This window comes from Paenibacillus sp. FSL H8-0034, from assembly GCF_038000305.1.
Taxonomy (GTDB): domain Bacteria; phylum Bacillota; class Bacilli; order Paenibacillales; family NBRC-103111; genus Paenibacillus_S.
In genome coordinates this window covers 4437375-4461950 of sequence record NZ_JBBOBS010000001.1, presented here as the reverse complement: position 1 = coordinate 4461950, position 24576 = coordinate 4437375, and the positions used below count along the sequence as shown (strand labels likewise).

General features: G+C 45.3%; 18 protein-coding genes. 1 reads left to right on the top strand and 17 read right to left on the bottom strand.

Translation table 11 applies throughout. The annotated features are described in order from the left end of the window. Window positions 1-22 precede the first annotated feature (22 nt). The 10 genes from NST47_RS20045 to NST47_RS20000 form a co-directional block, all read right to left on the bottom strand. Window positions 23-751 (bottom strand): histidine phosphatase family protein, encoded by a 729-nt coding sequence (locus NST47_RS20045; RefSeq protein WP_341156699.1) that lies wholly within the window; start codon window positions 749-751, stop codon window positions 23-25. 151 nt (window positions 752-902) lie between these two features. Next, complete coding sequence (locus NST47_RS20040) at window positions 903-1796, bottom strand: dihydrodipicolinate synthase family protein (RefSeq protein WP_341156698.1); 894 nt, start codon at window positions 1794-1796, stop codon at window positions 903-905. Window positions 1797-1996: 200 nt separating this feature from the next. Beyond that, window positions 1997-2731 carry a PHP domain-containing protein gene (locus NST47_RS20035; RefSeq protein WP_341159711.1) on the bottom strand — a complete coding sequence of 245 codons (735 nt, stop codon included), beginning with the start codon at window positions 2729-2731 and terminating at the stop codon, window positions 1997-1999. A 668-nt stretch (window positions 2732-3399) separates the two neighbouring features. After that, window positions 3400-4845 (bottom strand): sulfatase family protein, encoded by a 1446-nt coding sequence (locus NST47_RS20030; RefSeq protein ID WP_341156697.1) that lies wholly within the window; start codon window positions 4843-4845, stop codon window positions 3400-3402. A gap of 5 nt (window positions 4846-4850) precedes the next feature. After that, entirely contained in the window at window positions 4851-6410 is a 1560-nt protein-coding gene (locus NST47_RS20025) for a sulfatase family protein (RefSeq protein ID WP_341156696.1), read from the bottom strand. A 30-nt stretch (window positions 6411-6440) separates the two neighbouring features. Beyond that, window positions 6441-8105, bottom strand: a complete 1665-nt coding sequence (locus NST47_RS20020; protein WP_341156695.1) for an ABC transporter substrate-binding protein — start codon at window positions 8103-8105, stop codon at window positions 6441-6443. A 32-nt stretch (window positions 8106-8137) separates the two neighbouring features. After that, on the bottom strand, window positions 8138-9034 hold the full coding sequence (locus tag NST47_RS20015; protein WP_341156694.1) for a carbohydrate ABC transporter permease: 897 nt from the start codon (window positions 9032-9034) through the stop codon (window positions 8138-8140). A gap of 43 nt (window positions 9035-9077) precedes the next feature. Then, window positions 9078-9977 carry an ABC transporter permease gene (locus NST47_RS20010; RefSeq protein WP_341156693.1) on the bottom strand — a complete coding sequence of 300 codons (900 nt, stop codon included), beginning with the start codon at window positions 9975-9977 and terminating at the stop codon, window positions 9078-9080. 168 nt (window positions 9978-10145) lie between these two features. After that, window positions 10146-12461: a helix-turn-helix domain-containing protein gene (locus NST47_RS20005; RefSeq protein WP_341156692.1), complete on the bottom strand. Its 2316-nt coding sequence runs from the start codon at window positions 12459-12461 to the stop codon at window positions 10146-10148. Between the two features lie 41 nt (window positions 12462-12502). Further along, window positions 12503-13252, bottom strand: a complete 750-nt coding sequence (locus tag NST47_RS20000; RefSeq protein ID WP_341156691.1) for a hypothetical protein — start codon at window positions 13250-13252, stop codon at window positions 12503-12505. A 246-nt stretch (window positions 13253-13498) separates the two neighbouring features. Between NST47_RS20000 and NST47_RS19995 the strand changes: the two genes are divergently transcribed. Further along, window positions 13499-14455 (top strand): SGNH/GDSL hydrolase family protein, encoded by a 957-nt coding sequence (locus NST47_RS19995; RefSeq protein ID WP_341156690.1) that lies wholly within the window; start codon window positions 13499-13501, stop codon window positions 14453-14455. A 355-nt stretch (window positions 14456-14810) separates the two neighbouring features. Here NST47_RS19995 and NST47_RS19990 read toward each other — a convergent pair whose 3' ends face one another. The 7 genes from NST47_RS19990 to NST47_RS19960 form a co-directional block, all read right to left on the bottom strand. Then, a complete protein-coding gene (locus NST47_RS19990; protein WP_341156689.1) occupies window positions 14811-16481 on the bottom strand; it encodes a sialidase family protein in 1671 nt (556 codons plus the stop codon). Between the two features lie 4 nt (window positions 16482-16485). After that, a complete protein-coding gene (locus tag NST47_RS19985) occupies window positions 16486-17385 on the bottom strand; it encodes a dihydrodipicolinate synthase family protein (protein WP_341156688.1) in 900 nt (299 codons plus the stop codon). 43 nt (window positions 17386-17428) lie between these two features. After that, window positions 17429-19033: an extracellular solute-binding protein gene (locus tag NST47_RS19980; RefSeq protein ID WP_341156687.1), complete on the bottom strand. Its 1605-nt coding sequence runs from the start codon at window positions 19031-19033 to the stop codon at window positions 17429-17431. Window positions 19034-19093: 60 nt separating this feature from the next. Further along, the gene (locus NST47_RS19975) at window positions 19094-19975 is read right to left on the bottom strand and encodes a carbohydrate ABC transporter permease (protein ID WP_341156686.1); all 882 of its coding nucleotides are present in this window, start codon (window positions 19973-19975) and stop codon (window positions 19094-19096) included. Between the two features lie 10 nt (window positions 19976-19985). Beyond that, window positions 19986-20963 carry an ABC transporter permease gene (locus tag NST47_RS19970; protein ID WP_341156685.1) on the bottom strand — a complete coding sequence of 326 codons (978 nt, stop codon included), beginning with the start codon at window positions 20961-20963 and terminating at the stop codon, window positions 19986-19988. Between the two features lie 192 nt (window positions 20964-21155). Further along, window positions 21156-23480 carry an AraC family transcriptional regulator gene (locus NST47_RS19965; RefSeq protein ID WP_341156684.1) on the bottom strand — a complete coding sequence of 775 codons (2325 nt, stop codon included), beginning with the start codon at window positions 23478-23480 and terminating at the stop codon, window positions 21156-21158. 260 nt (window positions 23481-23740) lie between these two features. Further along, window positions 23741-24511, bottom strand: a complete 771-nt coding sequence (locus NST47_RS19960) for a TerC family protein (protein ID WP_341156683.1) — start codon at window positions 24509-24511, stop codon at window positions 23741-23743. Window positions 24512-24576: the final 65 nt, after the last annotated feature.

Sequence of the window (24576 nt, the reverse complement as noted above, 5' to 3'; positions counted from 1 at the left end):
TATTTGTTAGGACTTGATTTATCTATTGAAATTCCACACCTTCAGTGACCATATCCTGCCGAAGATGCCCAGTATAATTCAATAGTCGGAGACTTACCGTACCATCATCCTCTATATCAATCCTGGCAATGGCGGCATGTGAGAAGCTGAACCGGTTATGGTCGCATGGATCGCATCCCAGCAGGTCGTTAAGCATAACGGAACCAAACGCCGCATGGCATACAATAGCAATCGTGACATCTGTGCCTTCATGAATTTTTCTGATAGTCGCCATTACACGTCTTGCGCGATCATAGGTTTTCTCTCTCGTTTCCGCTTCTAGAGCAGGCTGCCAAATGTCCGGCCAATCGAAGTCCCCACCTGTTTGTACACCGGGGAACAGCTCTCCTAATTTAGATAATAGCGGGTAATGCTCGCTTTGGGCGGCTTTGTTAGCAGCTGCTTCTTCAGCATGGACCTCATAGCTCCCTGCACCTACCAATTCACGCATCAGTGGCCAGCCTCTGCGATCCGTTTCAGACAAAGCCGGATACACATACCAAGGTACACTCCTTCTTTTATGGATCGCTTCTGCTGTTTGAAGTGCTCTTTGCAGGGTACTGGAATACATAACATCCAGTGGCAGCCAATTGGCGAATTGTTCTCCTACACAAGCTGCTTGCTCCAATCCAAGCTTGCCCAGCGGGTAATTAGGTCCGCCTGTATAGCCCGGCTCTTGATTCGCAGGCTGGGCATGCCTGACGATATACATCCTTATGGTCATACTCCTTCACGAACCTTTCCTACTTTTCTAATAGTGGAGCAGAAAGATGATGTTCCATTCGTCCTTTAATTCTGCAATCACCCCCTTCTTTAATTTCGATATGGAACGATAAAACACCTAAATGATTAATCGTTGTTTTTCATATGGTTGAACTGTGCCATGCGCGTATCGCTGCTGCCGCTTCTTCGCTCAGGCTTTTATTTGATCTCGTTACATGACTCATTGGTATTCCACGTAATGCCGCAAGATATTTCGCGGTTGCTGTATAGCCCAAGCCAAGTGCGTCATTTAAAGCTACAAGCTTCTCATGTGTCTTGACAGCCTCGTCAGAATGGGTCGATGCTTCGCGCCATAGCTGTATCACGACATCAGCTGCAGCTGTTGCTGTAATGGCCATGATGCCACCTGCACCGAGATGAATGGCATCCAGCATGTGCTGCGTATTTGCCTGGTAGACGATACTATCTGGAGCACCCTTGATTTTCGCCTCAATACCTTCGATCGTACAAGTCGTGTCCTTTATCCCTACAATTCCATGATTAACCACAAGGCTGCTGTACACATGCGGATCGATAAGATGCGGCTTATTTAATGGACACTCATATAAAACGACGGGTACCGATGATCGATCAGCCAGATCAGCAAAATATGCACCAAGCCGTTCCTGATTTTCACCCATTCCTTTTGGAGGAATGAAAACCACACCTGACACACCGGTCTCCTCCATACGGCGCAATTCTTCGGCGTGGCTGTCAGTGTCGGGGCTGACATTGGCAGTAGCGACAACCGGTGTATTGCCCGCTCTCTTCACAGCAATTTCCGCAAGGGACAATCGTTCATCCAAGGTCAGCATCCCCATCTCACTGCTGCCGCAAACGGCAAATAGGCCGTTTGGCTGCATGGAGAGCTGCCAATCTACATATTTATCGTAGCAATTCCAATCTATACTTCCGTCTTGCAGAAATGGTGTAAGAAGCAATGAATACACACCAGCGAATGGATTGTTAGATTTCAATTCATGAACGTTCGACAACCTATCACTCCCTTAATATTCGAAATTTAACTTGCAATGTGCAACGCCGCCCGTATGGCAAACCATTAGTCCTTACTCAGCCAATTTATATTCTCATTCATTAAGTTAAATGCTTAATCGTTTACAGTAAACCGCTCGACGCAGTATGATACACTCTCGGAGAAGCGTATCTGGAGCTGCGATTCGCTTTAGGAACCTACCTAATTCAATAACTGTTTCAATCGCTCCAAGTGCTGGGACGTCGAGACGGCGGCCATGGAATGGGCGTCAGTACCCAAATGGAACACAACTTCAACCTCTTTGCCTATACGCCAGTATCGTTTGGAAAATTCCGGATCGGCGAATAAAGCCGGCACATTCAATTCCCAGGCAACCTGGCTTCGTTTTCCCTTTTCCAATATATCGCCCAGTTCGTTATCTGTGATCTCCTTCGTAACGAGCGTCTTGTCATCGAAACAATGAATAAATCTGCCGATAAAAGGATGGGCAATGCAATCGGCCCGACTTGTAGCAAATAACGACTCCAGTACTTGCAGCGCATGCTGCACATACCCTCGCGGTGACTTGTCTTCGGGGTGTTCCCAATAATCGAGGTGATAATGATTGTAGGCATACAGGCGATAATCCAAAGCTTCATTAATGACAGGCGCATCGAGAAATTTGCCGACACCGTATGCTGACAACTCGGAGGCGTACAAAACTTTGAGATCCGTGCCGCATTCCTCCGCTTGCTTCTTTAACTCGCGATTCGTGTCCAGTATCGGAAAATCTTCACTGTTGTAATGATCGGTAAACGCGATGACCCGAATGTCGTCCTTCACTGCCTTGTTCACAATATCGCGAGCAATCATTTCAGGTTTGGCACAAGGCGAATACGTAGTGTGAATATGCAGATTTTGTTGGATTAATCGTTCCAAATCGTAGGTTTGCTCCATTTTGTACACAAGCTCGCCCCCTGCCATTGTTTACTTTAATCAATAAAATGTTCGTAATTGAATTTTGATCCACTTGGCGCCTTTTTCATCCAAAAAAAATACAGCAGGGTTGCCTACTCGATCCGACAATTGAACCCTGCTGTAATTATTTCGTGTTGACTTTCTTGTAGGAGAGAGAAATTCTTAAAGACTCGCAAGACCTTGACTTCATTAGGTTTTACAATCAATCCTGATCCTTGAAATAAGTCAACTCTGTTGCGGCTATCGACGACAATCAGTTTCCGTTGCATTGCCCCATACTCCGTTATATACTTTAATCATTAAGATAATATGATTATAACAAACGTTTTTTTGTATGTAAACTAATTTATAAGCGCTTTCATTTATACATTGTTAGTGGTAAACTGGTAAATGCCTTTCCTTGTATGTCAGGTGTTTCATCATACGGAACCGGAATGACCCTGCCACATAGAGCTTTTAAATACCCTTTCAGCGTGACAGACGATTATACGGCTGTCTTGGAATATATATCCATAGACAGCCGCATAGGTCACAATCGAATTCACGTTAAGCAAAAATTTAAATGTTCAGTTCAATTAGCTTGGTATTTATGGTCAGGAGTTTTTGTATAAGTGCATGTAGGCTTTCGCATGAACCGGACACGATAGTCATTTGAGCCAAGCAAGCTGCTGCTCCCATTCGGCGCCGCCTGTGTTGGATCTCACAGTCCCAGGAGTGCTTCTACCATTCAGAACATAGCAGGTGAGAAGTGAAGTCAGTTCCTGTACCACTTCCGGATGAAGCCCGTAAACATTTACTCTTTCACCAATGTCCTGCCTGAGATCGTATAGTTGTACAGTTGGGGAATCTGCCGCTTCTTGCCCCGGCTTGGGATCGCTCCATCCACCTGAGCCCGGACATAGTTCCAGCTTCCAATCCCCTTTGCGAATGGAGAAGGAGCCGTCGATCGAATGATGAACGATCGCTTCTCTGATCGTAGAGGGTAATTGCCGCCCTTCCCAATACGGCAAATTGCTTATACTGTCTTCGCCTGCATCATCCGGCAAAGTCTCACCCAGGATATCCGCAACCGTAGCTATCAAATCGACCAGACATACTGTTTGGTCCATGGTTGATCCCGACTTGATTCGTTCCGGCCATTTAACCAACAACGGTACACGATGCCCGCCTTCATAAATATCGGCCTTATGCCCCCGAAACACATGACTCGGATTATGTCCGAATTGGGCCAGCTCCGGGTAGTTTGCTCTGGGCGAGCAGCCATTATCGCTAGTGAAGATAACGATCGTGTTGTCGTTCAGCCCGCATTGCTCCAGCTTACGGATGATTTGCCCTACCACATCGTCGCACATTAATACAAAATCACCATAGGCGTTCGTACCGGATTTTCCGGCGAATTCCGGTGAAGGAAGAATGGGCGTGTGGGGGGCGGGCAGCGGAAAGTAGATGAAGAACGGATTATTTCCTGCCTCCCCGATCGTGTCCAGCACCTTTTGCGTGCAGCGTGGAAGCACCTCCTCATGCTCAAATTCTTCACTGGTAGGGCCCTCCCTCCACCATCCCATTTCATCATCCCCACGGGTAATTCGGCTCGGAGGTGCGGTAATCCGGTCGTTCTCAATGTAGACATAAGGCGGCATATCCAACGAAGCGCTGATACCATAGAAATAGTCGAATCCATGGGTTATCGGACCGTTTGCAATCTGCCGGGTATAATCCACATCTGTCGGGTCATCGCTTCTTGTTTGCCAATCCAGTCCAAGATGCCATTTGCCGACGCAGCTTGTGCGATACCCCGCTTTTTGCAGCAGCGAAGCGACCGTCAGCCGGTCTTTCTCGATTAAAGACGGGGAGTATCCGCCAAGCACTCCTCTCTTTAGCGAGGATCGCCAATTGTATCGTCCTGTAAGAATACTGTATCGGGATGGCGTACATACAGCGGAGCTGGAGTGGCCATCTGTAAACACCATCCCCGAAGCAGCCATTTGATCCAAATGCTCCGTCCGGATTTTCGATTGTTCATTCAAGCAGGATAAGTCTCCATATCCCATATCGTCAGCCAGAATATATACGATATTTGGTTTAGCTCCCATTCTCTCTACACACCTTCCAATTCAGATTTCCATTCCTCGTAATGCATCGCGTGCTTTCCATAACGATCCGCATCCTTAATTCTATGCTCGTAGCTCTTGTCTTTCACAAGAATAAGTTCGTCCAACAGCTTTCGGATCAATTCTCTCTGGAGGCTTTCCAGTCCCGGATCATGATAAAGATTGTTCATTTCCTGTGGGTCCTCTTTTAAGTTATAAAGCTCTCCGTTGTCATCTCCCGCATAATAATTCAGCTTCCACTCGGGAGTTATCAAGCTATGGATATCCGGATTCATACTTGCATCGCCTTTACCGAAATGGGTCACGGTTAAGCGATCCCGCAGCATCTCCCTATCTCCTGTCAGCACCGATTTTTGGGAGACCCCATCCGGTGCCAACGTAGACGGAGCCACTTCCAAGAGATCCAGCAGGGTCGGAACCACATCAATAAAAGAAAATAAAGCATCTGTTCGCTGACCCGCTGGAATCAAATCCGGACATCTTATTATAAGCGGGACGTTAATTAGCTCTTCCCATACGAATCCGCCTTTGGCCATCATCCCGTGAGCGCCCATATATTCACCATGATCCGTTGTAAAAATGACGATCGTATCCTCTTCCATTTCCAGCTCCTTCAGAGTCTGCAGCATCTTTCCTACCTGAACGTCAATCCATGAAACGGCTCCCCAATAAGGTCTCATAATCGCTTCAATCTCCGTCTGATCATTGACATAATGGCCGCCGCCGTCATAGGCGTTCTTCTTATCGCGCTTTAGCATCCCAAATTGGCGTGGATAATTGTGTTTATCCGCTTCTCCATTATCGGGAGCTTGAGGTGGCATGGCCACATCATCATACATTTCGTAATAGGCTTTTGGAGGCATGATAGGCCAATGCGGATCCGGAAAGCTGGCAAAGCAGAAGAACGGCTTCCCACTTTCCTTCATATCCTGCAGAAATTTGACGGTACGATCCCCGACAAAGCTTGAAGAATGAAGCGATTCAGGAATATCGTTGTTATAAACCCCTTGCCCGCTGGAAACAGGCAGCTTCTCCATGTTCTCCACTACAAAACGATGGCGTGCTTCCGGGTAATGTTCTCTTAACCAATTGCCATAGTGGCCCACAAGCGAATTGCTATGTCCTAGTATCAAATCCGCTGTTTGGTAACCATAATAGGGTCCCTGCCATTCTTTATAAACCCCATCCCGCCAGTCTGCGATCGATTCCTCCCTGCCCCGGTGCTGCTGGGAAGTCAAGTGCATTTTACCGATACACTTCGTGACATAGCCCTTCTCTGCCAGTACGTGAGCTATCGTTTGTTCATCAGGCCTCATCGAATCGTTGTGATGGGTGACGCCATGATGAATCGCTTTTTTTCCTGTATGCAGTGTAGCCCGGGAAGGCATGCATATTGGGCTTTCACAGTAAGCTTTATTAAATTGAATGCCTTCGGCAGCCAGCTTATCGATATGAGGTGTGCGGATCAACTCGTTATCATAACAGCCTAATGTGTCTTTGCGCTGTTGGTCTGTAATAATAAACAAAATATTGTACTTCTTCTTCATGGGAACCACCGCCCTCCATTCTCAAAGCTATTATTTTTTCTTGTATTTCACATCATAGGCTTCTTGGTTGATTTGCAAATAACGTTTGATATTCATGCTGTCCAATTGTTTCAGGTAATCCGTCCAGCCCTTCTCCAGTTCTACATCTCCCGTTACTATCCTTACAAACATTTCATCTCTGTAATCGGTTATCGTTTTATTAAGATCGGCCATTTCCGATGCTTGTTCCGTCGTTAAATATAGTGGTGGAACCACAGTTTCCACTTTTTGCTTATAGGGCTCATATTTCTCTTTTGTTTCTTTATACAAAATATAGGCCAGATTGGGCGTATTCGGATCAGCCGCTTTGCTTAACCGGATGCTATCGTCAAAGAGGAATACTCCGCTTTGCGCCCAGAAATCATTCTGGACTTGACCAAAAGGAATCAATTCCACCCATTTGGCCGGCTTTCCGTCCAACCCAATATCCGTTGGGCCCGGTTTCTTCCACTGCTTCCCTTCCACACCATTCACGGATGGAAAAGTCGCTTCTTCACTATATAAGTAATCGGCCAACCGAAATGCGGCCTCCGGGTTCTTATTGGCTTTAGTGATAATGAATTGTCCGCCAGTGGCGTTAAATGGATTCAGTGCAGCCACCTGAACCCCTTTGGGTCCCTTCAGCGGCGGTACCGTCACATAGTCTAACCATCTTCCGCTTTTGCCGCTTATCTGCGAAATGACCGAAACGTTATTGGCCGCTGCTGCGCCTAACACAGCAATGTCCGGGTTTTCTGCCATTTGCTTCAACTGGTTCGTATCCTGAGTGAAGGATTGTGGCGAAATAAGCTTGTCTGCATACATCTTTTGCAAATATTGCAGACCTTCCTTCCACTCCGGTTTAGTAAAAGATGCTTCAATTTTGCCATTATTCAGAATGAGCCCGCTCTTATTGTAAGGGGTAAATGAATTCATAATGAATAAACCGATGTCAGATCCAGATGGTGCAGGAGCACCGGCCAAAGGGATTTCATCCGCTTTACCGTTCCCATTCGGGTCTTTTTCCTTAAAGGCCTTAAGGACTTGGTAAAATTCATCCGTGGTCGTTGGCATTTTGAGACCAAGCTTATCCAGCCAAGGCTTGTAAATATACATTTTCTGACTCATAGAGCATTGAAAACAATCATTAACGACAGGTAGTGCATAGATGTTACCACGAACGTCAGTGATGGTTTCTTTCACAAGAGGGAATTTCTCCATCGCTTTTTTGAAGTCAACACTATACTTGTCGATCATTTGATTTAACGGAAGGAAGACTCCTTGCTCACCGAAGATCATCTGCTGAGTAGGTGTGACTGCGAAGCCCATAATAATATCCGGATAATCGGAGCTGGCCAACACGAGATTCAGCTTTTCCTGGGCCGATTTGGCAGGGACGACCTCCCATTCCAGGTGAATGTTTGTTTTCTCTTCGAGCTGCTTGGTAAAGGTATTCGTGGCAAAATCCTCTACCAATGCATTGGCCTGCACCAGCACCTTCATTGTCACTTTATCCTTCACAATCGGAAACATCCCGGCAGGGTTTACATTATTGGCTGCCTGCGGAACCTGTGTATCCGATGACGAAGAGTCGTTTGCCTTATCCGTTGTGCAGCCATTTAAAGCTATAACAGACAGCAGGGTCAGCGAGACCCCAATTAACAGCGTTTTTTTCATTCTTTTCAGCCTCCCGCTTTCTATAACTCGAATCAACCCTTCAATGAACCGATCATGACACCTTTTACAAAATACTTTTGTACAAAAGGATAAACTGCCAGCATGGGCAAGGTGGATACGACGATCAACGAATATTTCAGCAATTCCCGTAAATCCGCTTTTGCCGCAGCTTCTTCAACATCCCCCATCATAGCCGGATCGACTTCGTTCTGTACCAGGATATCTCTTAAAATAAGCTGCAGCGGATACAAGTTCTGATTTTTCAAATAAATCAATGCATTGAAATAGGTATTCCAATGGCCTACCGCATAAAACAGAGAAATGACAGCAATGATCGGACCGGAGAGCGGAAGAACAATTCTCCAAACAAATTTAAAATCGGAACATCCGTCCATTTGAGCAGCCTCTAACAGCTCGTCGGGAATCGTCGATTGAAAGTACGTTCTCGTGATGATTACATTCCAAACGGCAAGAGCGCCGGGAAGAATAAGCGCCCATCTGGAATTAAGCAGGTCCAAATCCTTCACCAGCAGATACGTGGGAATTAATCCGCCCGAGAATAAAGTGGTAAATATGAAAAACATCATAAACCAGTTTTTACCAAAAAAATCCTTACGCGCAAGCGGATACGCAGCCAAAACAGTCATGATCACATTCACAAGGGTCCCGACACCCGTATAATACACGGAATTCCAAAAGCTCGACCCAATCAAGCGATGCTTGAACACCGCATGATATCCGGCGGTTGTAGGTTCTACGGGCCACAGCCATACTCTGCCGCTAATTACAGCAGCGGAGCTGCTGAATGAAGCGCTTACGATATAAACGAGCGGGTATAATACGGTTATAAAAAAAATCGAAAGCACCAGGTAATTCATCAAGGTAAAGACACGATCAGTACGCGCATCCTTGATTGCGGTTGTTTTCATGATAATCTCTCTTCTCCTTTACCAGCCTATACAACCATTTCTTCTACCATAGACTCGCTTGATTGGTTTTTTGTGCGATCTTATTGACCGTAAGCAGCAAAATCAGGCTTATGACGGTTTTGACCAATCCGATAGCCGAAGAGTAAGAATAGTTTGCCGCTGGTGAAGCTAAGCCGATCTTGTACACGTAGGTATCAATCACTTCTGAGGTTTGATTATTAAGTGGATTTTGCATCAATAATACCTTCTCAAAGCCAACATCGAGAATATGACCCGTGTTCATGATGAGTAAAATAATCGCGATCGGTAAAATACCTGGAATATCCACATGCCACATTCTTTGCAATTTGTTGGCGCCATCAATGACGGCAGCTTCATGCAAGGCAGGATCAATCGTTGAAAGCGCCGCCAAATAAATAATGCAAGAAAATCCAACATTTTGCCAAATCCCCGACCAGACAAACACCGAATAGAAATAGGATGGATTGCCCATAAAATTAATAGGCTCGAACCCGAAAAATTGAATAAGGTGATTAATAATTCCGGTACGCGGGTCAGTAAACTGAAAGATTATGCCTACCATGACAACTACAGAGATGAAATGCGGTGCATAAGTAACCATCTGAACCGACTTTTTAAAAAATTTGCTGGACACATTGTTAAGGCTGAGCGCGAGAACGATGGGCAGTGGAAATCCGGCGATAAGCGTATATCCGCTAAGGATCGAGGTGTTCCTTATTATTCTCCAAAAGTCGTAAGAGTTATAGAAGCGGCTGAACTGGCTTAGGCCTACCCACTCACTTCCCCAAATCCCCTTGGTGGCAATAAAATTTTTGAACGCAATCTGTACGCCATACATGGGGACATACTTAAACGTGATTAAGTATAGAACAGGGAGCAATATGAGTATATAAAGCTGCCACACCTTGCGAATTTTGATCAATGAGGCTTGCAGATTAATCACCCCTTAATTTCAGTCGTCCCGGCCGGAGACAAATTCAGCATAGAAAATTCCTGGCTGCTTCACAAGAATCACTTTTTATATTCTTTTCTTTTCTTAAGAATGGTACTTATCCATAATTAAAACACTTGCAGTATCTAAGAAAATTAACTAGTCTCTAGCCTTAGTGGCACTTGAACGATATGCGGAGGCGCTCATCCCATGCGTTCGCTTAAACGCCCGGCTAAAGCTCGTTGCCAAATTATATCCGACCTGATTGGCAATTTCATAGACAGACAGATTCGAAGTTGCCAGCAGTTCCATTGCACGGGTCATTCGAAGGCTTTCCAAATAATCGGAGAAATTGATTCCTGTTTGTTCCTTGAAGAATTGGGATAAGTACACCTCTGAAATTGCAAAGTGGCTGGAGATCGACGAGAGGGACAGGTGGGGGTCGGTATAAGTCTGCTGCAGGAGCGTAACAATCTCTGCCGTCAAACGTTCATTATGGCTTTTCTTCTTCCGGTTGGCTTCGTCGCTTACCTTACGATACAGCTCAAAAATATATTGATAAAATCGTTTCATATCCTTGTAGGTTAGTAATTCAAAGGCTTTGGACTGTACGGCATGTGCGATGGAGTCATCCTCTGCGGATACTTGCTCGGCCACTTTGATGAAACCTCCCCAAAGCTCATACAAGAAAACGCGCAGCATATTCAATGATAAATCCCGCTGAACGAAATTCTCCTCATAGAGCTCGCCCATCAGCTTATCCACTTCCTGCTGGTTCCCTGCTTTTATATAAGAAAGCATCCTGGTTTCAACTTCACTTGGGAAATGGTAATGGTTGCTCTTCCGCGATATATCCTCGAACCAGATCACGTCTTCTGTCATGCTCCGCATACTTACATTCAAAGCTTGATTCGCTTCCTCATACGACTGCCACACATCGAGCAGCCTTGGGTAGATCCTGCCGACGGCAAATACGGGATTCACAAGAGAGTGGACAGCTAAGGCTTGCTTGATCTGTTCAATGCGCCCTTCAATTTCGGTCTGGCATTCGGCAGTGAAGGGCTCCGCGGATGAAATGAGCAATGCAATCTTGTCTTCTGTAATATCATGGATATATTCGCCCGCCTGAATCACCTTGTTCAAGACATCCTTGATCCATACCCGCTTCATATCCAATTCTTCAAGCATGCCTTCGATGTAAAGCTGGTCATAATCCCGGTACAACAATAAGACGACCACATAGTTATTGCCGCGGATCTCCATACCAATATGCTGCTGCATAACGGTCAAATCCTGCTGCCCTAGCAATTCCCCCTTAAACAATCGTTCCAAATAGGCAGCACGCAGAAAAGGTATTTGTGCTTTCATTTCTTCCTGAAGCTCTTTGTTGCTTTGTATTAAAGAGAGCACGGTAGCCTGAATAAAACCGTAGACGCTCCCTGTCGGATGCTGCTCCCCTTCAAATCTCTCCCGAAGCGTTCGGATCAATAACCGTAATGCCGCACTATTCCGATAGGCAAACAGGAGCGCTAACAATAGACCGACAATCAAGGATGTTATTATAAATAGCCGGATTGTATTTTTAAGTGTGTCGATCCGCTTCATCATGATGTGAGAAGGCTGGACAACCACATATTTCCACTTGTTATAACTGGATGTTGTATAGGTAACTACGACATCCGTGCCATCAATCGACTGCTGCTGGATCCCCTGCAGGTTTTGAAGCGGTATATCAGCCGGGATCTTATCTGCATCATCAGTAATATAACTGACAATTTCCCCTTGCTCATTGGCAATATAAGCCCAACCGCCATCGGAAATATCAAATCCCTTCAGAAGCTTCTGAATTTCCTTATCCTCAATAAGGATGAATAAAGTGCCTTGAAAACGGCTGGAGTAACCCAATGTATGCAGGTAAGTGATAAATCGGTAAGGCTTCCCATTCATGTTCACCCCTTGTGCCGGCAGGATGGCTCTTTGGTGAAACACATCAAGGAAGGAGCGTTTCCACTGTTCCATGTCCATGCTGTCATAATTCAAATATTCACGATAAAAAGCCGGGAGGGTATATATATTTTTGGAATTCATCACTGTACCATTGTTGGGATACACCAGAAAATAATCAAATATAAAATTATTGGTCACCGTATAATCATATAAGGATTTTTTGAGATCCAATGTTCGATTGACCATGTTGCCTTCAAAAGCCTGCGATACATACTGAAATTGTTGGACAGTGGAATTGGAAACCAATTGCTGCGCAATCGAATCGATCTCCGCCAACCGCTGATCAATGATCTCCTTACTGTGATTTAATATCGTCACGTTCTTACTCGTCATTTCGGCTTCCAATTCGGAAATCGTTTGTTGGTAGGTGATCAATGTAATAAATAAAGGCACCAGCAGAAACAAAATATAAGGCACCAAAAATCGCATAAACACCATATATTTCTCTTTTTTTGGGGGATGAGTCAAAGGGTCACCTCCTGCTATGATTGGTATAGATCACACCTGCCTCAGATTTCGCTTTCAACCGCTAAGCATAATTTTTCAATATGCAGTTTGACGGTTTCTATATAATGACTTACTTTCTCTTCGTCCACATTCCCTGAAATCGATCCCAGTCCTATCGAGCCTATTAATCGGTTATTTATTCTAATTGGAAAAGCCAGTCTTCGAATGCCCGAATAAACCCGGTTATAATCATCTACGTATTGCTCGTCGACAGCCATCTGTAAATAACCGGTTTGCTGCGATAGGGACGGAAGGGTTAATTGCCCTGTTAGATCTAATTTGCTATGCTCCATCATAAATGCTCTTTGTTTAACAGTGGATGCAGCAAGCAGCAGATACCCCCATGGATGCAGCATATAGTCTGTACGTATGCTCCCCACCGCTTGCATATTAACGCCATAGGGTTGGATGACCTTTTCCCTGCAAATCATCTTTCCATGTTCATATTCGATATACAAGGCTGTAAAATGTGTATCTCTCACGATTGTCTCCAAGAGTGGATAAACGAGGCTTCTTATCTGTTCCTGCGTTGAATTTAATTTCTTCGGACTTGGCTGCCATCTATCACCTAATACATACTTCTGGTCCGGAGATTTCAAGATATAGCTTTCTTCGATTAACAGATTCAGAAATCGTGTTAAGCTTGAAGCACCTAGCCCCAAATCGGTTTTTAATTGATTGAAGCCGATTTCTCCTTCTTGCTCAACCAACGCTAATATTTTTAATCCATACAACAAACCCGGAGCACTCATAGCTCTCCCTCCGATACCATATATAATACTTAAATGAACTGTATATAATACCATTTTGAGCTACTCTTATATATTTGTCAAAGAGATTTTCTCAATTATTGAATATTCTATGGAAACCCGCCACTTCATGAGCGGAACATTCGATAGTTTTATCCACATTGAATATTCACATTTCGCATGATATAATTTCCAATCAAAAGTCTTCCTTCAATCGCATTGAAATTTAGGGGGATGGGGAGTGTTGTTATGGAGAAGTGGTTGTTTAACCAACTGACAGTCGAAAAGACAAAAGATGGATGGAAGCCTTTACGGTTCACGGAAGGCCAACTCAAACAATATGGAAAGCGCGAAGTCCATGGATTGCGCAGCTATTGCCCAGCTGGTGTAGGTCTCGCCTTGCTAACAGATGCCAAGTGGCTGCGTTTATCTTATACGATCCTGGATAAGATCAGGGACTTCGCTTATTTTGATTTGCTGGTCGATGGGATTATGGTCTCAAGTTTCGAGCACCTGCCGGTAAGCTTAGGAACGCATGTCAGCACCTTTCTATTGCCGGAGCATGGTGGCATGCGCTCGGTGACAATCTATTTGCCGCAAACGGTACAGCTTGTGCTACACGATTTGCAGCTGTCATCTGGGGCAGTGGTGGAAACCGTAGAAGCCCGTCCAAAACGGCTCCTTTGTTTGGGGGATTCAATCACTCAGGGCATGGACTCATTGCATCCATCCAACACATACCCTGTCTTACTGTCCAATTTCCTAAATATGCAATTGTTGAATCAAGGCGTTGGGGGGTATTTCTTTAATGCGGATTCACTGGATGTAAGTTTACCTTATCACCCGGAACTGATCACAGTCGCGTATGGAACCAATGATTGGTCAAGATGCAGAACCATTGCTGAGTTTCGCGAGCACTGTGCAAATTATATGAGGATGCTGGTGTTCCTGTATCCCGAGGCGCGAATCTTCACTATGACACCAATATGGCGGCGGGATATGCACGAGCAGAAAGGAACATTCTCCTTTCTGGAAATTAACCAAGCTATCGCAGGAGTGTGCAGCTTTTTTCCCAATGTGCGCGTCATCGATGGGCTAAGTCTGGTTCCGCATGTACCTTCTTTGTTTGATGCTGGAGGTGTGCATCCCACAGACGAAGGCTTCCTCCACCTGGCCTTGAATCTCCTCAAGATTATACAAAAGTAAGTTCATTTAATATCATTCAGTTTCTTTTCATTCACTTTAAGAACGGGCATTCTGTCAAAATCGATGGAAAAAAGTAGACTCCATCATTGTTGTGTCGCCCACATGGATTTTGTAAATTTCAGCTGTTTCGTGGTTGAATACTCGCGATTTATGTTTCAGGATCATATAAACAATACGCAACCTTTTATCTGGCCGCGATCAAGCAGGAGTCAAAGCGCGCGGTAGGAAGGCTCCCACCGCGCTGTTGATTGACGCCTATAACAATTCCCGCCCGGTCTGCAAATTCCGTTAACCGTTCAGCCTTGCTTTGCCCATAATCCAAAGGCTTCTGGGTTGCCTTACTCTATTGGGACGGTTAAGTCTGTTTTACACCAGATAGATCAGCTTCTGTTACTGTATAAGAGCGGACAAAAGGCTGGTCCTGTACCGGCTCTCCCTTCGTATAATCGATAATGACGATGGAGCCATCTGCTTGCTGCACCCATTGCGGATATCCGTTATCTCCCGCTGAGAACCCAGATTTATCGAGCAGCACGAACCGGTCTCTTCGGAATTGATCGGGATAACCGGCAGCTGCATGCCATTCCCAATCGATACTATAGTCATCCGGATTGATAACCTTTACTGCTAACGACCGCCAGTGGCTGACGGACCTGTTCCGCTTTGCTTCATTCTGAATGTACCGGTTGCCGAAGCCGACCATTCGCGTAGCTAGGCCCACCGTATTTGTGTGCAGCATTAGTTGTCCGTCTACATAAATAAAGATCTCATGATGCTCACGAATGATCTTGTATTGATGCCATTCGCGGGTATCGAGCATGAAGCCTTGCTCCGTCCTCCCCGCTAACGACACGCGGTCCGTTTCGAAGCGGAGCCAGCAGCCTGCACTAATGCAGCAGCCGTACTCGTCTGCCTCCTCCAGTCTCATTACCGTCTCTAATTCTACCCGTGATACATCATTTTGAGCCGGATACAATTGAAACCTCACGGCACGGTTTGGACCTTCCTCCGTTCTTAGGGTCATAACCCCATTGTCGATTACACAATCCGCTTCATTCCATATGAAGGAGTTCGGCTGATACGTAAACGGTTCTTCTGGATCGAACATAAACGCATAGGTGGCATTAGTACCCAATGCATTTCTAAAAACAGCCAGTGCTTTGCCGGACTGCAGCATGCCAAGTGTAGGGCGGTGACCGTGGAACGGTGCCAACACCCCTTGGTCCCATGTCTGGCCGTAATCGCTGCTTCGGATCATCCGGCTCGGCTGCCCATACCGGGTGCCATGGTCCGCGCAACGAGTTACAGCAAGCAAATATCCGGGTTTGATTTCGGCAAAGCCGGCTTCCGCATCCGAGTATAGCGGATGGTCCGTCATATATGATTTCCGTTCCCAGGATTGCCCTCCGTCATCCGAAAACACCGCCGCCTGCTTGTAATAAACTTTAACGCCAGGGAACCAGTCGTATTTGGCCGGGTTGCCAAATTCGAAATAGGTTGCCGGATTAAAGCGCAGTCTTGGCTCCATTTCACCAACCTCTGCTCTTGTATACATCAAGCTCCCGTTCGATAGCTCCTGAATATATTCCGGTTCTCCCCCGACATCGTCTATCCGGTGCGGGCCGTCCCAGGTCAGTCCATCATCATGGCTCCAGAATAATTCATTCCACATCTGCTTGTTGTAGACCCAGGTCGATAAATATTGGAATTCAGTTTGTGGATTCCGCAGCCCGCGGTCGCAAATAACAACCAACCTTCCGTCAGAAAGCGAATTAATTCTCGGCACTACGTACACACTGCCATGCTCAAACACATCCGTATACGCTATCGATTGGTGGTTGATCCATGATTTTCCGCCATCCAAAGATCTAGTAATCATGATATCGGTTTTCATTCGATGATGGCTATCTGTACGCAAATAGCAAGCTATAAGCCCTCCATTCGCCTTGGCTATCCCGGGAAACGAGATGTACATATCCTTTTCTTGAGCTACCAGATGCTTGTTGGAATTGGATACCTTTTTCATAAGGCTATACCCCTCCTTTTACATTACCGCCCAATAAGATTTGTGAAAGCTTATGCATTCCGTCAGCCGTGAGAGGCTGCAGCGGAAAGTGTGGTACCCCTTCGCCGAAGCCCAAATATTGTGCCATCCCCTTCATAACCGGAAGCGAATATCCTTCAATCGAGAAAGCCTCCTCCAACTGGACGATGAAATCTTGTATTTCATAGGCTTTATTCACTTCACCCTGCTGAACCGCTTGAAATAACGAAACCATCTGATCAGGTATTACATTGCCGACTCCCGGTATCAATCCGGCTGCACCCATTTGCAAACTGATCACACTTAACACCTGAACCCCCTGCAGCACTGAAAAATGCGGCAGGTCGCGGGTAAGACGAATCGCTTGTTGAAAATGGGGCATGTTGCCGGAGCTGTCCTTGTAGGCAACGACGCCTGGAAAACGGGCGATCTCGTTGATCGTCGCCGGTTCAATCGGGTTGCCGGTATATACCGGCACGTTATAGATAATGAGCGGCAACGAGGTCGCTTCGCGAATTGCAGCAAAATGCTTGACAATCTCTTTCTGCTTAACGCGGAAATAGTAAGGAGTCACAGCAACAACCGCATCCGCCTGCAGCTCCTCTGCCTCGCGCACCAGCTCCAGCACTCTGGATGTGCTGGTTTCCATGACGCCAACTAACAGCGGAGTTCTCCCAGCACACTCCGACTTTAGCGCCTGCAGCGCCTTCAACCGCTGCTCCCGGGTTAGCATTGGCGATTCGGCTGCCGTCCCCATCGCAAAAATACCGTTTACTCCGCAGCCGATCATATAGTTGGCCAAGCCCTGCAAAGCAGCCGTGTCGATATTCCGATCTTTTGTAAAAGGTGTAATAATAGGTGGAATAATACCTCGTAATTTATTCATATCTGTTTACCCGACCTCTCTTTGTTTGTGTTAGCTTTTTGCTTTATTTTTGGGTCGCCTTTTTCTTTTGATAATAATCGTTCATCAATTGTTCGGCTTTATCCCCTCCAAGACGCTTCCATTCCTTTTTCAAATCCTCCGATACCATTTGTGGCGTATAAGCCCCTCCGGAAATTACAGCTTTAGCAATTGCCGGATCAACCAGAGCGTTAAATGCGGTCATTGTCTGGTTAAACTCTTGATTGGACGGCAGCACTGGGAAATCTCTGTGGAACGGTACAGATAATATAACTTTGCCCGCTTTGACCTTTAATTCATCGATTTCGCGGAATATTGGATCCGGATTCGGATTTTTTAAGATATCTTCAAACGTACTCTTATTGTCGTAAAGCATATTATACGTGCCTGCGTAGTTAAGCTCTTTGGCGTTCTTTTGCGGATCAATCGGTGCCGGTACACCATTGGACATTTTGTAATGCACGTTCTCCAGTCCGTTAGCTATGGTAAACCCGCCTTTTTCCATCATGAAATCGAGGAACTGTACGGCTGCCTTAGGGTTTTTCATCTGTTTATTGAAACCGACCATATTACCGGCTAAGCCTACCCCTTGGTTATAACCGTTTTTTCCATATTTAGTGGATACAGGCGCGATCGGGGACAACTGGGCAGTTGGCGCATTTTTCTTCAAATCCTTATAGGAGTTGTAAACATCGCCAGGTGTTCCCATGAATATCCCCGATTTTCCTGTGACCCACAGCTGCTTTTGACGCTCAAAATTTTTGTCCGTTAAATATTCCTTATCGATAAGGCCTTCCTCATACATTCTTTTATTGAATGCAATAGAATCGGCAAAACGATCTGACAAAGCTCCGTATGTAGGCTTCCCGTTTTCCAAATTCCATTTATCCGCCATCGTATCGAACATGCCTTGAATCGGACTGCCTAATCCGAGAGGAATATTGAAGGAAAATCCGATAGTATCTGCTTTACCGTTTCCATCCGGGTCCATGTCTTTAAACGCCTTGGCTACTTCAAGCAGCTCGTCTGCGGTAGTCGGCATCTTTAAGCCCAGTTTATCCAGCCAATCCTGTCTGATGAAACCGGCATGAACAATACCGGCTGTTTCTGTCCGCATAACGCCGGCTAAATACATCTTCCCGTCATCAAATGTTATCCATTCCTTTAATTCCGGGTGTTCGCTTAAATACTTTTTATACGTTGTACTGTACTTGTCTATATACTCATCGATTGGCTGCAGAGCGCCATTGTCAACTAATGTTGAAAGAAACGGACGGTTGGCTTCAACAATTAGATCCGGACCTTCGCCAGCGGCAACAAGGGTGTTCAGCTTCTGGATAAGAGGAGCTAAAGTTGGCGGTGTAGCTATCCACTTCACTTGAATGCCGGAGTTTTCATTGATCCATTTCGTCCAGCGGTTCTCCTCGATATTGCCTTCCTCGCTCGCAATATTCCCATTGTCTCTGGCATTGACGGAAACCGTCTTTGGCAATTTATCGTACGGATCCGACGAACCTTGAGAGCTTGGTTGGGGCTCATTCTTCGTACACCCTGCGAGCAATACTGCGGTAGCCAGACATCCGGATAAGGTTAGTTGTAACGATCTGCGGCCAAAATCTTTGTTTTTCATCGAATTTTTCCTCCCTAGAGTTTTTTGTAAGAAAACATGAATCGCAAGCAATTGCTGAATTTATCCTTTGACAGAACCAATGAGAACGCCTTTTACAAAATGCTTTTGCAAAAACGGGTAAAAACACAAAATTGGAAGCAGCGCGATAAATATAGCGGCGGCCTTTAACCCTTCCGGTGTCGGAATATCATTCACACTGACAATTGCCATATCTAAATTTTGCAGCTTATCATTCATGCCTTGCAGCATTTGATAAAGCTTCAGCATCATCGTTGCTTTACTGGTGCTTGAAATATAGATCAATACATTAAAATACGAGTTCCACCAATAAACCGCGTAAAATAAGGATAAGGCAGCCAGCATTGGCTTGGATAGCGGTAAAATAATCTTCGTCAATACTGTCCAATCCCCGGCTCCGTCAATAGCAGCGGATTCTTCGACCTCGACAGGCAGCCCCTCGAAATACGTCTTCATAACAAACATATTGTAGGTGCTTATTAGTGCTGGAAGCCAGAGTGCCCAATAAGTATTCATTAAGCCAAGTGTTTTAATCAGAATAAAATGAGGAATTAAGCCTCCGGTGAACAGCATCGTAAACGTTATGACCATAAGCAGCGAATTACGGCCCAAAAGTCTTGGCTTAGAAAGTGGATATGCGGCAAGCACGGTCGCGCTAATATTGAATAAAGTACCGACTACCGTCACGATTACCGTATTTTTGAGAGCGCTGAAGATCGCTCCATCCTTCAATAATATACTATAATTCAATAAAGTGAATTCTATCGGCCACAGGTAAACCTCCCCCGAGCTGATTGCTCTGCTGCTGCTGAAAGAAGCCGCAACTACTTGAATTAACGGATACAGTGTGCAAAAGCCGCATACAGCAAGCACTGCATACATGAGACCGTAACCCATTCTGCCAGCAAATGTTGTTTTATTCATGCCCTCCCCCCTACCATAGACCTTTTTCACCTAGTGACTTCACAATTTTGTTCACGGTGATGACGAGAATTAATGCAATAAGCGATTGGAACAGCCCGAGTGCTGTTGTATAGCTATATTGGGCTGATAAAAGCCCTACCCGGTACACATAAGTACTAATGACATCGGAAATCCCCAAAACCATATCATTCTGCAGTACAAAAATTTGCTCGAAGCCGATATCCATCATATGCCCAACCTTCAAAATCAACAGAATGGCTACCGTACTGCGTATTCCCGGCAAAGTAATATGCCATATTTGACGCAGCTTGCCCGCCCCGTCGATCTTGACGGCTTCATACAGCTGCGGATCCACATTAGCCATCGCGGCCAAATATAGAATCGTCCCCCAGCCGGCCTCCCGCCATATACCGGACAGCACAAACGTAATCGGCCACCAAAACGTATCTCCGAGAAAATAGATCGGTTCAAGCCCTAAACCCTTAGTCAAAATACTGTTGATCACGCCCCTTGCTGGCGACATTATCGTAATGAGGATGCCCCCAAGAACGACCCACGATATAAAGTGCGGGAGATACAGAAAATTTTGCACAATCCGTTTGAACCACTCTACCCGGACTTCATTTAATAGCAGCGCAAGAATGATCGGAGCCGGAAATCCAAATACGAGACTGTACACATTCAGCAGCAGTGTATTTTTCAGGATAATATAAAACTCCTTACTCGCGAACAAGCTTTTGAAATGCTTAAGACCTACCCAATCGCTTCCCCATATGCCATCGGCAAACCTGTAATTTTTGAAAGCAATTATTTCACCTCCGAGCGGAGCTAATTTAAACAAGAGATAGAAACCGATCACAGGCAGAAGCATGAAATATAAGTTGCGGTCCCGAATAAGCCGTTTTCTGATTCCAGCCCACACGCCCTTATGTGCCTTGGGTGTAAGTGGAGATTGTCTGACCCTTGTGTTAGTTTCGTTATGATGCATGTTTGTTCACCTCCTTTGTTCTTATCGTAAGTGCTGCGGAGGTCATTTGGATAGAAACACCTTTTGATATATACCGCTCTTTTTGACAATGGGCTGCCCGCATCTTTTGACCCTCACTTTTTGACATAACAAAATAGAAAAAATCCCCCTACCGAAGTAGAGGGATAATTCAATGTGCTGCTTGTACGTCGCTCAACTGTTATGCTCTTTATATTCGCTCGGTGTCATGCCCGTATGCTTCTTGAAAATCCGATTAAAACTGTAGCTGTTCGTGTACCCGACTTCTTCAGCAATTTCATTAATTTTCATGCTGGTGCCTGTCAAAAGCTCCTGTGCCGTTTTCACCCGAATTCCGATCAAATATTCAAGGAAATTGCATTCCATCTGCTCCTTAAATAATCGGCTTAAGTAAGAGACGCTAAAATCAAACTTTTCGGCAATCAGATTGAGCGATAAATCCGAGCGTTTGTAATTATCATGGATGTAATCAAGTATTTTAGGAAATGCCTCATTTTTACTGCGGCTGCTTCGTTTTTCCAGGATTAACCGGTTGAGCTCGAATAAAATATTTTTACTGTAAGCGCGTATTTCAGCCAACTCTTGGGATGTATTTATGGTTTGGTACAAATCCCCGTGTTTCTTCGTTATTTCCGATACATCTACATTAAGCTCCAACGCTTCACTCAGCGATTCCACCAAGACTTGGACACAAAGCTGCTTCATCGTTTCCGGGGGAATGTTCTCCTGGACGGCTTTATTTAATAACTCGTCAAAAAGCTGCTCCGTCTTGTTCGCATTCCCCTCACGCAGAGCCTCAGCCACTCCCTCACGTGTAGCGAAAATTTTTATCGTGCTTTCGCTTGAAGGAATCTTTAAATCCTCGATGGATAAAACCATGTTCATTCCAAGCACCAGCTTATATTTTAAAGCTTCCAACGATTCCAGATAAGCTTGTTTGAGTCCTCTCATGTTATCTGTATGCCTACTCAAGCCGATAGAAACCGATTTGTTGAAGTACGATTCAACGGAGCTGCGTATCAACTCTCCTATTGACAATGCCGTTACGATATTTCCGGTGGCATTCTCATCCTCAAAACTCATAATGAATGCCGCCTTGCCCAATTCAAGCTGAATAGAAGCCCCCTTACCTGCCCCATTCATATACTCCTCCGCCATGTTGCATAGCCCATAGGTATACAACTGTGCGTCTCTTTCGCTTCCCAGCTCTACTGGCTTGTCGAACTCAGCAACCATCACGATGAAATGACTTGAGAATAACCGAATATCCAGAAAGTCAAAAAGCGGCTTTTCCACAAAGTAACTTGTCCGGTTTCCCATTAGGAGGTCCATCAACAGACTCCATTTCATGACTGGTTTGCTGTCGCGCAGCTGCTGATTCATTGTTCGGTTATCTGTTAGAACCTGACTGAATCTTTTCTCTAAATAATCGAGATTTCCGTATATTTCCGTCGGGCTGGAGTCGGCATCTCCCTTCAATTGCATACTGATGCTCCGCAAGGCTTGCTGCATGGGACGATAAAACCTGTTGCTTAACATTAAGGCTGCAATAACTGCAAAAACGACCATTCCTAAAGCTACAGACAGCAAAATATTACGGATAACCCCCAGCTGCTTATCCTCTTTTTCATCGGGCATGAAATTCATAAAGATCCACCCGGTATAAGGCGAGGTGTAATAGTAAATCCGACCGTTCGAGCCGTCGATCTGTATGTCCCATTGACCGAATTGCTGAATTTGAATTTGGTCAAAGTTGTCGCCTAACCATATTCTTCCAACATTGAGGTACAGCTGTTCTTTATCTTGATGAGAAATAACATTGCCGCTTTTGTCCATTACAAAAACTTGCCCCAGCCTGGAGTTCGTATCGCGTACAAGCTCATTAAGCTTTTCTTCATTTATATTAGCCGCAACCGCTCCCTTTTTTCTTGAGCCCGTGGCTGTTAGCGGGTAGGAACGCATAAGGGTGACGATATTTTTGTTAATGCTGAAGCTTGTATTGGCGTTATAGGTTACTTTGCGCGGACCGGCCCATATGGATATATCGTTGATCTTATGAAACATATCGACCCATTCCTGGTCGAAAAATTGACTGCGTTTTTCCAATGTGCTGCTGGAGGCGATGAGATTGTTTTCGGACGAGTACAGATAGATCGAGCTCAAGATGCTGTTGGCATCCAGTATCGTTCTTAATGTGTTGGATAAATTGTTAAATACCTCGTACTTTTGCTGATCCTCCGTGAGACTGCCCTCCATAAACCGTATAACTTCCGTCTCTTGCACCAAATTCAACGTTGTTTTATCAATACCCCGGAGTACCAAATCGACCTTTTGCCCAAGCTGCTTAAGCAGGTCAATACGGGTCGTATCCAAATCCTCCTTAACATGAACAGCTACGCTCCAGTAAGACAGGCCTGCGGTAAGAATGACAATACTAACAAATACGGCTACATATACGGTCAGCACTTTTTGCGGAATTCTTCTATTAATTATCCTCATAAATTGAATAATAACTTAACGCTTTACGGTTTACTAGGAACTATTTTTGACCTGGTACGCAATTTTTGATATGGACGTTAATTATAAGCCGGACCGGACTTACTCTCCATGCATAACTGCCAGTTAATGCGGAAAAGGCCACCGATCTCCTATCGGCAGCCTCCCCTATGCAGCCTTAATCTACATCTAATAAAGTATCGATCATCAAGTTCCTGTCGTATACTCTAGATCCCCAAGCTGCGAAGAGCGTGTATATTCAATCAGGTATGATCTGCTTGAGATTGTTTGTTAGCCGGCGCAAACCAGCCAAGAATGACAACAGCAACCAAAACCCCATAAAAGATAAGAGTCCAACCTGTGCTATGTGGAAAATGCTGATTTAAGACACCAATATCGCCATGGGCAAGGGTAATTACGGTAAGCTTCACCCCGACCCAGGCTACGATCGCATAAGCCGTTGTCTCCAGAGCGGGGCGTTGCTCAAGCAACTTCACAAACCATGTAGCTGCGTATTTTATCAAGACTAAACCCGCAATACCACCAAGTACGACTACAATAAATTGTCCTCCGTCCATTCCGCCGAAATCGCCAAGTGGCGAATCGGGCAGACCAAGCGCAAGAGCTACTGCAGCAAGAATGGAATCAATCGCAAATGCAAGATCCGCAAATGCAATCTTTCCTACAGTTGGCCAGAAGCCTTTCCCAGCGGATTGTTCCACCTCACCGTGAAGAGTTTCCTTTCCTTTGCTTATGCGTGCTTGGATGATGTGCTTTAAACCGAGATACAGAAGATAGGCTGCCCCAATCGCCTGCACTTGCCAAACATTGGCGATAAAAGAAATCGCAAAAAGAGCAGCAAACCGGAAAGCAAAGGCCATAATGATTCCATAATTAATGGCTCTCTTCTTCTGGTCCTCCGGTAAATGTTTCGCGATTACCGCCAGAACAAGCGCATTATCGGCCGATAGCAAGCCCTCCAATCCAATAAGAATTAATAATGTCCATGCATACTGCAGCCAGAGTGATTCCAATTTCTATTGCCCCTCCCCAACATGTTAGCTTTATCTTCGTTGTCTTTAATAGACCATTTCCCCAT